General features: G+C 69.4%; 13 protein-coding genes, 1 tRNA gene and 1 pseudogene. 10 read left to right on the top strand and 5 right to left on the bottom strand.

The annotated features are described in order from the left end of the window. The first annotated feature begins 78 nt into the window (after window positions 1-78). Together gfa and GI374_RS14150 are read left to right on the top strand one after the other, a co-directional pair. Window positions 79-660, top strand: a complete 582-nt coding sequence (gene gfa / locus GI374_RS14145) for an S-(hydroxymethyl)glutathione synthase (protein ID WP_154337719.1) — start codon at window positions 79-81, stop codon at window positions 658-660. 46 nt (window positions 661-706) lie between these two features. Further along, window positions 707-994, top strand: a pseudogene (locus tag GI374_RS14150) (S-(hydroxymethyl)glutathione dehydrogenase); the annotation flags it as partial. Between the two features lie 154 nt (window positions 995-1,148). Here GI374_RS14150 and uvrB read toward each other — a convergent pair. Both uvrB and GI374_RS14160 read right to left on the bottom strand, forming a co-directional pair. Further along, complete coding sequence (uvrB, locus tag GI374_RS14155) at window positions 1,149-3,335, bottom strand: excinuclease ABC subunit UvrB (protein ID WP_154337720.1); 2,187 nt, start codon at window positions 3,333-3,335, stop codon at window positions 1,149-1,151. A gap of 88 nt (window positions 3,336-3,423) precedes the next feature. Further along, window positions 3,424-4,143 carry a superoxide dismutase family protein gene (locus GI374_RS14160; RefSeq protein ID WP_154337721.1) on the bottom strand — a complete coding sequence of 240 codons (720 nt, stop codon included), beginning with the start codon at window positions 4,141-4,143 and terminating at the stop codon, window positions 3,424-3,426. A gap of 152 nt (window positions 4,144-4,295) precedes the next feature. Here GI374_RS14160 and GI374_RS14165 point away from each other — a divergent pair, with 152 nt between their 5' ends. The 3 genes from GI374_RS14165 (at window position 4,296) to GI374_RS14175 (ending at window position 5,200) form a co-directional block, all read left to right on the top strand. Next, window positions 4,296-4,604, top strand: a complete 309-nt coding sequence (locus GI374_RS14165) for an ETC complex I subunit (protein WP_154337722.1) — start codon at window positions 4,296-4,298, stop codon at window positions 4,602-4,604. Then, on the top strand, window positions 4,592-5,074 hold the full coding sequence (locus GI374_RS14170; RefSeq protein ID WP_370515367.1) for a GNAT family N-acetyltransferase: 483 nt from the start codon (window positions 4,592-4,594) through the stop codon (window positions 5,072-5,074). Before GI374_RS14165 ends, GI374_RS14170 begins: the two co-directional genes overlap by 13 nt. A 49-nt stretch (window positions 5,075-5,123) precedes the next feature. Next, a tRNA-Arg gene (locus GI374_RS14175) sits at window positions 5,124-5,200 on the top strand. Between the two features lie 5 nt (window positions 5,201-5,205). Here the strand turns inward: GI374_RS14175 and GI374_RS14180 are convergent. From GI374_RS14180 to GI374_RS14190, 3 genes are all read right to left on the bottom strand, one after another. After that, window positions 5,206-5,775, bottom strand: a complete 570-nt coding sequence (locus GI374_RS14180; RefSeq protein WP_154337723.1) for a DUF1643 domain-containing protein — start codon at window positions 5,773-5,775, stop codon at window positions 5,206-5,208. Window positions 5,776-5,841: 66 nt separating this feature from the next. Next, window positions 5,842-6,585, bottom strand: a complete 744-nt coding sequence (locus GI374_RS14185; RefSeq protein ID WP_154337724.1) for a Bax inhibitor-1/YccA family protein — start codon at window positions 6,583-6,585, stop codon at window positions 5,842-5,844. Between the two features lie 117 nt (window positions 6,586-6,702). Continuing rightward, the gene (locus GI374_RS14190) at window positions 6,703-7,620 is read right to left on the bottom strand and encodes an NADPH:quinone oxidoreductase family protein (protein WP_370515368.1); all 918 of its coding nucleotides are present in this window, start codon (window positions 7,618-7,620) and stop codon (window positions 6,703-6,705) included. A 210-nt stretch (window positions 7,621-7,830) separates the two neighbouring features. On the opposite strand from GI374_RS14190, the gene GI374_RS14195 reads away from it, so the two are divergent. The 5 genes from GI374_RS14195 (at window position 7,831) to GI374_RS14215 (ending at window position 15,116) form a co-directional block, all read left to right on the top strand. Next, the gene (locus GI374_RS14195; protein WP_154337726.1) at window positions 7,831-8,205 is read left to right on the top strand and encodes a helix-turn-helix domain-containing protein; all 375 of its coding nucleotides are present in this window, start codon (window positions 7,831-7,833) and stop codon (window positions 8,203-8,205) included. Window positions 8,206-8,315: 110 nt separating this feature from the next. Further along, window positions 8,316-9,104: an inositol monophosphatase family protein gene (locus tag GI374_RS14200; protein WP_154337727.1), complete on the top strand. Its 789-nt coding sequence runs from the start codon at window positions 8,316-8,318 to the stop codon at window positions 9,102-9,104. Beyond that, window positions 9,101-10,474, top strand: a complete 1,374-nt coding sequence (gene mgtE / locus GI374_RS14205) for a magnesium transporter (protein WP_154337728.1) — start codon at window positions 9,101-9,103, stop codon at window positions 10,472-10,474. The genes GI374_RS14200 and mgtE overlap by 4 nt, the downstream gene beginning before the upstream one ends. Further along, a complete protein-coding gene (locus GI374_RS14210) occupies window positions 10,459-11,046 on the top strand; it encodes a 5-formyltetrahydrofolate cyclo-ligase (protein WP_154337729.1) in 588 nt (195 codons plus the stop codon). Before mgtE ends, GI374_RS14210 begins: the two co-directional genes overlap by 16 nt. 422 nt (window positions 11,047-11,468) lie before the next feature. Continuing rightward, the gene (locus tag GI374_RS14215; protein ID WP_154337730.1) at window positions 11,469-15,116 is read left to right on the top strand and encodes a vitamin B12-dependent ribonucleotide reductase; all 3,648 of its coding nucleotides are present in this window, start codon (window positions 11,469-11,471) and stop codon (window positions 15,114-15,116) included. The last annotated feature ends 85 nt before the right edge of the window (window positions 15,117-15,201 follow it).

The raw sequence follows: 15,201 nt of genomic DNA on the forward strand, positions 1-15,201 counted from the left end.
GCCTAATCCCTTTGTCCAGCTACCCGCAGGGGCGCGCCGTGTGTGACGCTTTGCACGATCATCCCGAGGGAGGAATCGATGCCGAGCGACGTCAAGATCCACCCCGCCGTGGACGGGGGCGTGAAACCGGGCCGCAGCGACTTCGCGGGCGGCGAACTGCGCTGTCATTGCGCCAGCAATCCGGTGCGCGTGCGGCTGAACGGCAACACCGCGCACAACCACGTCTGCGGCTGCACCAAGTGCTGGAAGCCGCAGGGCGCGGTCTTCTCGATGGTCGCCGTGATCCCGCGCGATCAGCTCGAGGTCGTGGCCGGGGAGGAGAAGCTGGAGGTGGTGAACAAGGACGCCGCGATCCAGCGCCACCGCTGCCGCGATTGCGGGGTGCACATGTTTGGCCGGATCGAGAACCGGAACCACCCGTTCTACGGACTCGACTTCGTCCATACCGAGCTTTCCCCGGATCAGGGCTGGTCGGCGCCCGAATTCGCGGCCTTCGTGTCCTCGATCATCGAGGGCGGCTACCCGCCCGACGGCATGTCCGCCGTCCGCGCGCGGCTGAAAGAACTGGGGCTGGAGCCCTATGACGCGCTCTCGCCGCCGCTGATGGACGCCATCGCTACGCATACCCGGAAACGGCAGGACGCGGTCCCCGCCGCGTGAGCCTGCACCCGCCGCTCACCAGGGCGGCCCCGCGGCCGCCTCGAAGGAAGCCAGCCACCGCGGCTGGGGTCAGTCGATCGTGATCGGCGTGGCCCCGGCCGGGGCGGAGATCCAGACGCGGCCCTTCCAGCTGGTGACGGGGCGGGTGTGGAAGGGCTCAGCCTTCGGCGGCGCGCGGGGGCGGACCGACGTGCCGAAGATCGTGGATTGGTACATGTCGGGCAAGATCGAGATCGACCCGATGATTACCCATATCCTGACACTGGACGAGATCAACAAGGAATTCGACCTGATGCATGCGGGCGAGTCGATCCGCTCGGTCGTGGTGTATTGACGCGGCGCGCGCGAACCTTTCGCGCGCCGGCACGTGAGGCATGAACCTCGTCAGCGCGAGCGGGCCTGGCGGGGTTCTCTGCCCCTCTTGACGAAGCAGCGATGGGGACCGACCTCGCGGGGAGAGTCGGGCGGGGGCGATCACCGCCCCCGTCTCATCTCCGCCTCTTGCTCCGCTTGTTGCCCCCGCGCTGACCCGCACGCCCTGCGGTCGAGCGCCCGGCGGATTTCACCGCAAGCTCCGCTGCTTCCTCCACCGCCTGCTGCCGCGCGAGGGGGTCGTCCGACACCGCCAGCTCCACCGCCTCCAGCCGCTTCACCTCGTCGCGCAGCCGCGCGGCCTCCTCGAACTCCAGGTTCTCGGCCGCCTTGCGCATCTGCGCCCGGAGCGCGTCGAGATGCGCCTGCAGGTTCGCGCCGACCAGCGGCTTGTCGATCTTGGTCGTGACACGCGACTGGTCGGTGTCGCCTTGCCAGAGGCCCGCCAGCACGTCGTCCACGTTCTTGCGGACCGTCTGCGGGGTGATTCCATGCGCCTCGTTATAGGCGTGCTGCTTGGCGCGCCTGCGCTCGGTCTCCTTCATCGCCCGCTCCATCGAGCCGGTGATGCGGTCGGCATACATGATGACGCGCCCGTCCACGTTGCGCGCCGCCCGGCCGATGGTCTGGATCAGCGAGGTCTCGGAACGCAGGAACCCCTCCTTGTCGGCGTCGAGAATGGCGACAAGACCGCATTCAGGAATATCAAGGCCTTCACGGAGCAAGTTGATGCCGACCAGAACGTCATAGGCCCCAAGGCGCAGGTCGCGCAGGATCTCGATGCGCTCGATCGTGTCGATGTCGGAGTGCATGTAGCGCACGCGGATGCCCTGCTCGTGCAGGTATTCGGTCAGGTCCTCGGCCATGCGCTTGGTGAGCGTCGTGACGAGGGTGCGGTAGCCCTGCTTGGCCACCTGCCGCACCTCGTCCAGCAGGTCGTCCACCTGCGTCTCGACGGGGCGGATCTCGATCACCGGGTCCAGAAGGCCGGTGGGACGGATCACCTGCTCGGTGAAGACGCCGCCGGTCTGGTTCAGCTCCCAGTCCGCGGGCGTGGCCGAGACGAAGACCGACTGCGGCCGCATGGCGTCCCATTCCTCGAACTTCAGCGGCCGGTTGTCCATGCAGCTGGGCAGGCGGAAGCCGTGCTCGGCCAGCGTGAACTTGCGCCGGAAGTCGCCGCGATACATGCCGCCGATCTGCGGCACGGAGACGTGCGACTCATCTGCGAAGACGATGGCGTGGTCGGGGATGAACTCGAACAGCGTCGGCGGCGGCTCGCCCGGCGCGCGGCCGGTGAGGTAGCGGGAATAGTTCTCGATGCCGTTGCAGACGCCGGTGGCCTCCAGCATCTCGAGGTCGAAATTGGTGCGCTGCTCCAGCCGCTGGGCTTCGAGCAGCTTGCCCTCGTCCTCCAGCTGCTTCAGGCGGACGCGAAGTTCCTCGCGTATTCCCTTGATCGCCTGGTTCATAGTCGGCCGCGGCGTGACGTAGTGGCTGTTGGCGTAGATGCGGATCTGCTTGTAGTCGCCAGTCTTCGCGCCGGTCAGCGGGTCGAACTCGGTGATAGTTTCAAGCTCGTTGCCGAAGAAGCTGAAGCGCCAGGCGCGGTCCTCGAGATGGGCGGGCCAGACTTCGACCACGTCGCCCTTCACGCGGAAGGCGCCGCGGATGAAGGCGGCGTCTAGGCGCTTGTATTGCTGCGCCACCAACTCGCGGATGAACTCGCGCTGGTCGTAGGACTGGCCGACGGCCATGTCCTGGGTCATGGCCGAGTAGGTCTCGACCGAGCCGATGCCGTAGATGCAGGAAACCGAGGCCACGATGATGACGTCGTCGCGCTCCAGCAGCGCCCGGGTGGCCGAGTGGCGCATCCGGTCGATCGCCTCGTTGATCTGCGATTCCTTCTCGATATAGGTGTCCGAGCGCGGGACATAGGCTTCGGGCTGGTAGTAGTCGTAGTAGCTGACGAAATACTCGACCGCGTTCTCGGGAAAGAAGCCCTTGAACTCGCCGTAAAGCTGGGCCGCGAGGGTCTTGTTGGGCGCGAGAATGATCGCCGGGCGCTGCGTCTCCTCGATCACCTTGGCCATGGTGTAGGTCTTGCCGGTGCCGGTGGCGCCCAGCAGCACCTGGTCGCGCTCGCCGTCCTTCACCCCCTCGGCCAGTTCGGCGATCGCCGTCGGCTGGTCGCCGGCGGGCTGGAACTCGCTCTGCATGACGAAACGCCGCCCGCCCTCCAGCTTCTCGCGCCGCGGGGGCAGGGGGATGAGGGTCGGGGCGTTGAGGTTGTTGTGGGCCATCTCAGGGCCAGAGATGGGGGATCATGGCCGCGCCGTCCAGTAGGGGCGGCAGGCCGGCGCCGCGGGGTCGCGGCGCCGGCTCATGGTCTCAGGCCGGGGGGCCGAAGACACCGCAGGCGATGCGGTCGCCGGCATCGCCCGAGGGCTGCGACTGGTAGTCGTCCTTGTCGCTGTGGATGACAAGCGCGCCGCCGTCGTCATCCATCACGTCGGCCAAGGTGATGCCATGGGCGAAGAACTCGCTCTCGAAGCGGCCGGTCTCGGCCACGATGATGTTCGGCAGATCCCCCGCATGGTAGCCGCCGGCGGTCAGCACGCCATGCTCACGGCCCCCCGCGAGATGGCCGCCGGCACCGCTAAAATCGCCCTCGCAATTGCCGGTCTCGTGGATGTGGACGGCGCGGACGCCGGGCTCCATGTCCATGACCGTCAGGTGAACCAGCATCGCACCCGACGCGGTGTCGCGAATGGCGACGGAGCCGACGGTTCTGCCCTCGGTGTCCCGGATCGTGGCGCCGACGGTGTCGCCTTCGACGCCCGGCACGGTGATCTCAGCCATCGGTGCGTCTCCGGCGGGGGCCTCGGCCGGGGTGGCGTCAGCCGACTGGCCGGCGGCATCTGCCGGGGCGGCGGCATCGGCAGGCTGCTCGGCCGCCGCGTCGGGGCGCGGTTCGGGAGGGGTGGCGTTCTGGCCGAAGGCCATCGGCGCGAACGCCGCGAGGCCGGTGGCGAGGGTCAGGGCGGCGAGCAGGCGCGGCTCGGCCGCGAGCGCGAGGCTGCAGACGGCGGCGCGGGGGAGTCGGGACATCGGTGGCCCTCCGGTTGAGGAGCGGCCAGCGCGGCCGCGGACAGGGGCACAACGCCCGCACTCCCTCCCCGTTCCCCCTGCGACCGCGGGGGCGCTTGAACGCGCCGCGCCACTGGCCGATAAGCGGGAACGACACCGCCCCGAGGTTTCCCATGCGCGCCCGCATCTACCAGCCCTCCCGCAACGCCATGCAGTCCGGCGCCCGGACCCGCGGCTGGGTGCTGGACTTCGAGCCCGCCGAGAAGCGCGAGATCGATCCGCTGATGGGCTGGACCTCGTCGGCCGACACCCAGCGCCAGGTCCGCCTGCGCTTCGAGACCCGCGAGCAGGCCGAGGCCTATGCCCGCGAGAACGGCATCACCTATGTGGTGCAGGAGGCCAACCGCAGGGCCGTGAACGTCCGCCCGCGGGGCTATGGCGAGAACTTCGCGCCGGATCGTCGGGTGCCGTGGACGCATTGACGGCGGTGCCCTCGGGCATCACCCGCGCCGACCCGATGGCGGCGGAGTTGACCGACCTCTTCGCCCGCCATCACGCCGAGATGCATGCCGACACCCCGCCCGAGTCGATCCACATGCTGCCGCGCGAGGCGCTCGCCGGCGCCGGGATCGCCTTCTACGTCATGCGCGACGAGAGAGGCGCACCGACCGGCATGGGCGCGATCAAGCGCCTGGACGACGCCCAGGGCGAGCTGAAGTCCATGCATGTCCTTGCCGAGCATCGCGGTCGCGGGCTCTCGCGGGCGCTGCTGGCGGGGCTGGTGGCGGCGGCGCGAGGGATGGGGATGCGCCGGCTCAGCCTCGAGACCGGTGCGCAGCCCTCGTTTGCAGCGGCGCGGGCGCTCTATCTCGGCGCGGGTTTCGTGGAGTGTCCGCCCTTCGGCGACTACCGCCTCGACCCGATGAGCGTCTACATGACCCGCGCGGTCTGAGCGCGCGGTTGCGCCCCGCCGCGGTTTCGCGGCATGACGCAATCCATGCGGCCCCGTAGCTCAACTGGATAGAGCAGGGACCTTCTAAGTCCAAGGTTGCAGGTTCGAGCCCTGCCGGGGCCGCCAGTCCGTCACAATCCGATCCAGCCCATGTCATACGCCTCCGGCCGCAACCCGGCCCGCAGGTACAAGGGATGCCGCGCGCTGCCGTCGCTGTTCACGGCAGGGCGCTGCACCGGCTTCGCGGCGGCATCGCGGAGCGCCGCCAGCACCTCGCGCAGGACGGGATGGAAGCGGCGGTGCAGCCGGCCATGGGCGGCGATGACCAGGTCCGCCTCGCCGGCCATCCCGGTCAGGGCTTCGAGGTTCCGGGGCGAGCAGGCGAGGGCCGGGTCACGCGGCAGGTCCTGCGGCCGCGTCGCGCGCCAGTCGAGGACGTTGCCCTTGAGGTATCGGCTGCCGCCCCAGGCCCGGGTGAAGTCGCATTCGCGGCGGCAGGTGGGATCGTCGAATCCGGCGTCGGCGGTCGAGGGGTTCATGCCGACCCAGAGGACCGTCAGCCCGCCGACCTCCCATTCGCGCCAGAGGCGCGGGCGGTAGCGGCTGCAGGCCGAGAACTCGGCCCCGGCGCGCGTCTCGGCGGCGAGGGCGTAGCGCACCCTCCCGCCCGGATCATGGGCGGCGGCGGCGGGACAGGACATGGCGGCTCTCCAAAGCAGAGGGGCCGGGAAATCCCCGGCCCCTCCGTCAGCGTCAGATGGATGCGATCACTCGCGGTTGCCCATGAACTGCAGCAGGAACATGAACAGGTTCAGGAAGTCGAGATAGAGCTGCAGCGCGCCCATGATCGCCGACTTGCCGAGGAAGTCGCTGTTGGAGCGCGACAGCTCCAGGTAGGTGCGCTTGATGTTCTGCGTGTCATAGGCGGTCAGGCCGGCGAAGATCAGCACGCCGATGACCGAGATCGCGAACTGCATCGCGCTCGACTGCAGGAAGATGTTCACGATCATCGCGACGATCAGGCCGATCAGGCCCATCATCAGGAACGTCCCCATGCCCGACAGGTCGCGCTTGGTCGTGTAGCCGTAGAGCGACAGGCCCGCGAAGGAGATCGCCGTCACCAGGAAGGTCTGCACGATCGAGTAGTCGGTGTAGACGAGGAAGATTGAGCTGATCGAGAGGCCCATCAGCGCCGCGAAGGCGTAGAAGAGGGTCGTCGCCGCGCCGGTCGAGAGGCGGTTCAGCGCCGCGCCGAAGGCGAAGACCATCAGGAGGGGCGCAAAGATGATGACCCATTTCAGCGGGCTGGCGTAGATCGCCACGCCGAACTGCGACAGCTGCCCCTCGGGCGTGACGGCAAGGCCGCTGACGGCCCAGGCGGCAAGCGCGGTGATGATCATGCCGACGGACATCAGCCCGTAGACCTTGTTCATGTAGGCGCGCAGGCCCTCGTCATAGACCACCCCGCGCGCGTCCGCCTGCGTCCGGCGGATCGTATTGTATTCAGCCATGCGGCCCTCCAGCAAATCGACGGGGCGGTGGGTCCGTCCCCTTGCGGTCCAATATCGTTTTTCGGCGCCGGCAATTCAATGCTTTCAAGGCCGATTCCGGCCCCGGTCACCCGGATTTCAGAGCTCGATCACGACCTTTCCGACCGCGCGGCGGTCGCGCAGCAGCGCGAAGCCTTCGGCAATGCGGTCGAGCGGCAGCCGGTGGCCGACATGCGGGCGCAGCTTGCCCCCGGCCACAAGGCCCAGCAGCTCGCCGGTCGAACGGCGCAGGAGCGCGGGGTCGAGGGACAGGTAGCCGCCCCAGAAGACCCCGTGGATGGCGAGGTTCTTCACCAGGGCATGGTTCAGCGGCAGCTGCGGCGGCTCGCCCGCCGCGAAGCCGATGACGAGGAAGCGCCCGCCCCGGTTCAGCGCCCCGAAGGCGGCGAGGCCAGGGGCGCCGCCGACCGGGTCATAGACCACATCGACGCCGCCCAGGCCGCGCAGCGCCGCCTTCAGCGCCTTGGGATCGGCACCGTCCAGCACCTCGGCCGCACCCGCGGCCTTGGCGGCCGCCTGCTTGGCCTCGCCATTCGCGACCGCGATCACCCGCGCGCCGAGGGCCGCGCCCAGCTCCACCGCCGTCAGCCCCACGCCGCCCCCGGCGCCGAGCACCACGAGCGTCTCGCCCGCGGCAAGCGCGGCCCGGTGGCCGAGCGCGATGTGGCTGGTGCCATAGGCGACCTGCAGGCCGGCCGCCTCGGGCCAGCCGATGCCCTCGGGCAGCGGCGTCAATGCAGCAGCGGGAAAGACCCCGGCCTCGGCCAGCGTGCCGGGGGTGCAGACAACGACACGGTCGCCTTCCGCGAAGCCGCTGCCGGGACCGGCGGCGAGAACCTCGCCCGCGCCCTCGATGCCGGGCGTGTAGGGCGGCGGCTGGCTGTCCTGGTAGCTGCCCTCGGCCGAGAGCAGGTCGGCGAAGTTCAGCGCCGCGGCGCGCATCCGCACGATGACCTGCCCCTCGCCCGGCTCATCCGGGGCGGGCAGCTCGGCCACTTCGGGGGCCGCGCCGACGGCAGTGATTCGCGCCGCCCGCACCAAAGATCGGGGGTGGAGCGCCCCGGCCCCGTCTCTACCCGTGCTTGTGACTTCGCCGGGGCGCGATGGACCTGTATATTTGGTCAGGTCGGGGTGTTTTCCGTGCTTTTCCACTCGTTTCTCCCAGTTCTCGGGGCTACGCCAAGCCTATCTGAGAGGATTGCATCAATGCCACATATTGTAGACACCCACGTCGGGAAACGCATCCGCCATCGCCGATGGATGATGGGCGTGACCCAGCAGCAGCTTGCCGAGACCATCGGCATCAAGTTCCAGCAGGTCCAGAAATACGAGACCGGCGCGAACCGCGTCTCGGCCTCGCGGCTGTGGGACATTTCCCGCGCCCTCGAGGTGCCGGTGTCGTTCTTCTTCGACGGCATCGAGAACGGCAACGCCGTCGAGGAGGGCGAGGCTGGCGAAGCCGTCCGCGACGTCCTCGCCGACAAGGAGGCGCTGCAGCTCATCCGCGCCTATTACACCATGCCGGAAGAGCAGCGCCGCCAGATCTTCGAACTGGCGCGGGTGCTCTCGCGCGCCGCCTGACGACCGCTCCCCCGCCCTCCATGCGCCGTCAATTACGGGCGGCACTGGCAAGGGCGGGCGGCAGCCGCTAGACCTCGGCCGCGACGGGAGGGCGGCAGAGGGGCGCGGGAATGACCGACGAGGCTGACGACATCGCCGCCACCGCGCGGGAGGCCGCGGATGCCGCGCGCGCCGAGACGCTGCCGCGTTTCCGCACCCGCGACCTCGGCGCCGACAACAAGCTCGAAGGCGGCTTCGATCCCGTGACCGAAGCCGACCGCGCCGCCGAGCGCGCGATCCGGGCCGTGCTGGCCCGCCGCCGGCCGGATGACGCCATCGTGGGCGAGGAATACGGGCCGACGCCCGGCCGCTCGGGCCTGACCTGGGTGCTGGACCCGGTGGACGGCACCCGCGCCTTCATCTCCGGCATCCCCAGCTGGGGCACGCTGATCGGCGTGACCGGCGCGGACGGGATGCCGATCCACGGCCTCGTGGACCAGCCCTGGACCGGCGAGCGGTTCGAGGGCGGCCGCGGTCCCGCGCGCCTGACCTCGCCGCGGGGCGAGACGCCGCTCGGGGTGCGCGGGACGACCGCGCTTGCCGACGCCACGCTGATGACCACCTTCCCCGAACTCGGCGGCCCCGGCGAGGCCGAGGCCTTCCGCCGCGTCTCGGCCCGCGCGCGGCTGACGCGCTACGGTCTCGACTGCTACGCCTATGCGCTGCTGGCCGCCGGCCATGTCGATCTGGTGATCGAGAGCGGGCTGCAGGCCTACGACATCGTCGCGCCCATGGCCGTGATCCTCGCCGCGGGCGGCATCGTCACCGCCTGGGACGGCGGCCCGGCCCAGGGCGGCGGGCGGGTGATCGCCGCGGCCACGCCGGAGTTGCACCGCGCGGCGATGGAGTTGCTCGCATGACCCTGGATCCGGCGCCCCCGGAGCAGAATGACCCGCTGCCGCCCTTGCAGGTCGCGGCGGTCGAGGCGGCGGTGGACGCGGGCGACGGCGCCAGCCTCAACGCGCTGCTGGAGCCGATGCACGGCGCCGATATCGCCGACATCATCGAGCAGCTGACCCCGGCCCGGCGCCGGGTCTTCCTCGGCCTCTACTCGGGCGAGATCGACGGCGAGATCCTGTCGGAGATCGACGAGGCGATCCGCGAGGACGTGATCGACGCCATGCCCCGCGAGGCCTTGGCCGAGGCCGTCCGCGAGATGGACACCGACGACGTCGTGGACCTCGTCGAGGACCTCGACCACGCCGACCGCACCGAGATCCTCGCCGCGCTTGACGACAGCGACCGGGTCGCGGTCGAGCATGCGCTGACCTGGCCAGAGCATTCCGCCGGCCGCCTCATGCAGTCCGAGGTCGTGGCCGCGCCCGAGCACTGGACCGTGGGCGAGACCATCGACTTCCTCCGCGCCGAGGAATGGCTGCCCGACCAGTTCTACCATGTGATTCTGGTCAACCCGAAGCGGAACCCGATCGCCTACGTCACTCTCGGGCGGCTGCTGAGCGCACAGCGCAGCGTCCGCCTCGCCGACATCGCCGAGCAGAGCTTCCGCACCATCGAGGCGGCCGAGGACGAGGCCGAGGTCGCCTATCTCTTCAACCAGTATCACCTCATCAGCGCGCCGGTGGTGGACGATCACGGCCGGCTCGTGGGTGTTATCACCATCGACGACGCCATGTCGGTCCTCGACGAGGAGGCGGAGGAGGACATCCTGCGGCTTGCCGGGGTGGGCGAGGAAAGCCGCGTCAGCGACACCGGCGTCCAGACCGCGCGCCGGCGCCTGCCGTGGCTGGTCGCCAACCTGTTCACCGCCTCGCTCTCGGCCATGGTCATCTCGCTCTTCGAGGGCACCATCGCGGCCCTCGTGACGCTCGCCGCCCTCATGCCCATCGTCGCCTCGACCGGAGGCATCGCCGGGACGCAGTCGCTGGCGGTCGCGGTGCGCGCCCTCGCCACCCGCGACCTGACCCCGCGCAACGCGCGGCGCGTGGTAAGGCGCGAACTGGTCGCGGGGCTTCTGAACGGCATCGTGCTGGCGCTGATTCTCGGCCTCGGGGGCACGCTGATCTTCGGCAACCCGCTGCTTGGCCTCGTTCTCGGCAGCGCGATGATCGTCAACCAGATCGTCGCCGCGCTCGGCGGGGTTCTGGTGCCGCTGACGATGAACCGCCTCGGTCTCGATCCGGCGCTGGCGTCGGGAACCTTCGTGACCACCCTGACCGACGTCATGGGCTTCTTTGCCTTCCTGGGGCTTGCGACATGGATACTGCTCTGACCGACGACGAGCGCCGCGCGGCCAAGCGGGCGCTGCGCCAGCAGGCCCTCGACGCGCGGGCAGGGCTCGCGGACCGGGCGGCCCGCGAGGCGGCGATCACGGCAGCGATTGCCGGGCTGGCGGCGCGCACCCCCGAGGCCGTGGTCGCCGCCTATGCCGCGATGGGCGACGAGTTTGACCCGCTGCCCGGCCTGCGCCACCATCGCGGCCCCATCGTCCTGCCGGTCGTGGTGCGCCCCCGGCAGCCGCTGGTCTTCCGCGAGTGGCGCGAGGGGGAAGCGATGGACGCGGGCGTCTTCGGCACCCGCCATCCGCCCGAATCGGCCCCGGTCCTGCGGCCGCAACTGGTCCTCTGTCCGCTCGCCGGCTTCGACGCCACCGGCAACCGTCTCGGCTATGGCGGCGGCTTCTACGACCGCACGCTCGCCGCCCTGCGCGCGGGCGGGCCGGTCACGGCGGTCGGACTCGCCTTCAACGTGCAAGAGGTCGGGGTGATTCCCGTCGAGCCCACGGACGAGCGCCTCGACGCCATCATCACCGAGGACGGATTGCGTCGATTTCGCGACGCCTGACCTGCGGGCCTGTGGACAACTTGCCGTCAACCCTCGCGTGAGCCGCTCGGCGCCGCACCGCCTTGCATGGGGAAGGACGCGTCCGGGCCAGCAAAGACAGGTGGATGCCGGTCAGTTGGCCCGTGGATGATCCTGTGGATAGTTCGGCCATCACCCGCCCCGCCGCCTGTCCCCAGCTTTTCAGGAGGCAGGGACAAAAACTGGTTGAGAACTGCCGCCAGATACGGCACCTTGTGTCAGAGGGCAGCGAAGCACACCAGATGTAGTGAGCCGCAGCCCCGGAACCAGAGGCGAGAAACGGGACGCAAACGGGGCCTCGCCCCGGCGGCTGCATCATGGCGATGCAGGCCGGCGCTCCGTTGGCGGAACGAGGGATGGGCACCGGGGGCGAACCCGGGTCCGGGAAAGACGAGGGGCAAGGAATGCGGATCGAGCGGCGCTTCACCACGGAAACCGGCGGGGCCTATGGCAGCCTCGCCTTCACCACCACGGTGTCGGAGATCCGCAACCCGGACGGCACGGTGGTCTTCCGCAACGACGCCGTCGAGGTGCCGCAGGGCTGGAGCCAGGTCGCCTCGGACGTGATCGCGCAGAAATACTTCCGCAAGGCCGGCGTGCCCGCGCGCCTCAAGCGCGTGCGCGAGAAGGGCGTGCCCGAGTTCCTGTGGCGCTCCGTCCCTGACGAGGCGGCGCTCGCCGCGCTGCCCGAGGGCGAGCGGCTGGTCGGCGAGACCTCGGCCCGGCAGGTCTTCGACCGCATGGCCGGCGCCTGGGCCTATTGGGGCTGGAAGGGGGGATATTTTTCGACAGAAGAAGACGCCCGCGCCTATTACGACGAGATGCGCGCGATGCTGGCGCGGCAGATGGGCGCGCCGAACTCGCCGCAGTGGTTCAACACCGGCCTGCACTGGGCCTATGGCATCGACGGGCCGGGTCAGGGGCATTTCTACGTCGATTTCCAGACCGGCAAGCTGACCGCCTCGACCTCGGCCTACGAGCATCCGCAACCGCATGCCTGCTTCATCCAGTCCGTCGCTGACGATCTGGTGAACGAGGGCGGCATCATGGACCTCTGGGTCCGCGAGGCGCGGCTGTTCAAATACGGCTCCGGCACCGGCACCAACTTCTCGTCGCTGCGCGGCGAGGGGGAGCGGCTCTCGGGCGGCGGCAAGTCCTCGGGGCTGATGGGGTTCCTCAAGATCGGCGACCGCGCGGCGGGGGCGATCAAGTCGGGCGGCACCACGCGCCGCGCCGCGAAGATGGTGATCTGCGACATGGATCACCCCGACATCGAGCAGTTCATCAACTGGAAGGTGATCGAGGAGCAGAAGGTCGCCTCCCTCGTCGCGGGCTCGAAGGCGCATGAGCAGAAGCTGAACTGGCTCTTCGCCGCGGTGAAGGGCTGGGACGGCTCGATCGAGAACGCGACCGACCCAACCAGGAACACGGCCCTGAAGAGCGCCATCCGCGCGGCCAAGAAGGCGATGATCCCCGAGACCTACATCAACCGCGTACTGCAATACGCGCGGCAGGGCTTCGACAGCATCGAGTTCCCGACCTACGACACCGACTGGGACTCGGAGGCCTACATCACCGTCTCGGGCCAGAACTCGAACAACTCGGTCCGCGTGACCGACGCCTTCCTCAAGGCAGTGCGCGAGGACCTGCCCTGGGAGCTGGTGCGCCGCACCGATGGCAAGGTCGCCAAGACCGTGCAGGCGCGCGAACTGTGGGAGCAGATCGGCCATGCCGCCTGGGCCTGCGCCGATCCCGGCATCCAGTTCCACGACACGGTGAACGCCTGGCACACCTGCCCCGGCGACGGGCCGATCCGGGCCTCGAACCCGTGCAGCGAATACATGTTCCTCGACGACACCGCCTGCAACCTGGCGTCGATGAACCTGCTGACCTTCCTCAAGGACGGCCGCTTCGACGCCGACGGCTATGTCCACGCCACGCGCCTCTGGACGGTGACGCTCGAGATCAGCGTGCTGATGGCGCAGTTTCCGTCGAAGGAGATCGCGCAGCGCAGCTACGACTACCGCACGCTCGGCCTCGGCTACGCCAATATCGGCGGGCTGCTGATGAACATGGGCCTCGGTTACGACTCGGCCGAAGGGCGGGCGCTCGGCGGCGCGCTTTCGGCGATCATGACGGGCGTCGCCTATGCGACCTCGGCCGAGATGGCGGGCGAGCTTGGAGCCTTCCCGCGCCATGCGCCGAACGCCGAGGCGATGCTGCGGGTGATCCGCAACCACCGCGCGGCGGCGCATGGGCTGGCCTATGAGGGGCTGAACGTGCCGGCCGTGGCGCTCGACGCGGCGAACTGCCCGGATCAGCGGCTGGTGGCGCTCGCGCGTTCGGCCTGGGACGAGGCGCTCGCCCTCGGGCAGGAGCACGGCTTCCGCAACGCGCAGGCGACGGTGATCGCACCCACGGGGACGATCGGCCTGGTGATGGACTGCGACACCACCGGGATCGAGCCGGACTTCGCCCTGGTGAAGTTCAAGAAGCTCGCCGGGGGCGGCTACTTCAAGATCATCAACCAGTCGGTCCCCGCAGCGCTGCGGACGCTGGGCTACGGCGAGGCCGAGATCGCCGAGATCGTGGCCTACGCGGTCGGCCACGCATCCTTGGGCAACTGCCCCGGCATCAACCCGACGAGCCTCTCCGGCCACGGCTTCGGCGCCGCCGAGATCGCCAAGGTCGAGGCCGCGCTCGCCTCCGCCTTCGACATCCGCTTCGTCTTCAACCAGTGGACGCTGGGCGAGGACTTCTGCCGCGGCACACTCGGCATCCCGGCCGAGCAGCTGTTCGACCCGTCCTTCGACCTGCTGCGCCACCTCGGCTTTACCAAGGCCCAGATCGACGCCGCGAACGACCATGTCTGCGGCACCATGACGATCGAAGGCGCGCCGCATCTGCGCCCCGAGCACTACGCGGTCTTCGACTGCGCCAACCCCTGCGGCAAGAAGGGCCGCCGGTTCCTCTCGGTGGACAGCCACATCCGCATGATGGCCGCGGCCCAGAGCTTCGTCTCGGGCGCGATCAGCAAGACGATCAACATGTCGAACACGGCGACCATCGCCGACACCTTGGCGGCCTATGAGCTGTCGTGGTCCCTCGGGATCAAGGCCAACGCGCTTTACCGCGACGGCTCGAAGCTGAGCCAGCCGCTCGCCGCGGCGCTGGTCGAGGACGACGAGGAGGCCGAGGAGGTGCTGGCCACCGGCACCCAGCAGGAGAAGGTCGCGGTCATCGCCGAGAAGATCGTCGAGAAGATCATCGTCAAGGAGATGGTCCGCAGCCACCGCGAGAAGCTGCCCGGCCGGCGCAAGGGCTACACCCAGAAGGCGCTGATCGGCGGCCACAAGGTCTATCTGCGCACCGGCGAATACGACGACGGCAGCTTGGGCGAAATCTTCATCGACATGCACAAGGAAGGCGCGGGCTTCCGGGCAATGATGAACAACTTCGCCATCGCCGTGTCCGTGGGCCTGCAATACGGCGTCCCGCTGGAGGAGTTCGTGGACGCCTTCACCTTCACCCGCTTCGAGCCGGCCGGGATGGTGCAGGGCAATGACAGCATCAAGAACGCGACCTCGATCCTCGACTACATCTTCCGCGAGCTGGCGGTCAGCTATCTCGACCGCACCGACCTCGCGCATGTGAAGCCGAACGGGACCAGCTTCGACTCGCTGGGTGGGGGCGAGGCCGAGGGGCGCAACATCGCGACGGTGAGCGAGGACAAGTCGCGCGGGCTGGAGATGCTGCGCCAGATCAGCTCCACGGGCTATCTGCGCAAGCGCCTGCCGCAGGAGCTGATGGTGCTGCAGGGCGGCGCCTCGGCGACGGCGATGCAGGCGGTGGCGATGCGCGGCATGTCGGAGGAGGGCGCGACCTACGAGGTCGGCGCGGCGGTGGCGACGGTCTCGATGGACGCCCGCGCCAAGGCCCGGATGCAGGGCTACGAGGGCGAGGCCTGCACGGAGTGCGGCAACTACACGCTGGTGCGGAACGGCACCTGCATGAAGTGCAACACTTGCGGCGGGACCAGCGGGTGCAGTTGAGATCCCCGGCAGCGGGGGAGAACAGGCGGGGCAACGCCTAGCGAGCAGCAGACTGGACCCGGGCCGCGAAGGCGTCCCGGGTCTC

The organism is Paracoccus sp. S-4012, assembly GCF_009674885.1.
GTDB lineage: Bacteria > Pseudomonadota > Alphaproteobacteria > Rhodobacterales > Rhodobacteraceae > Paracoccus.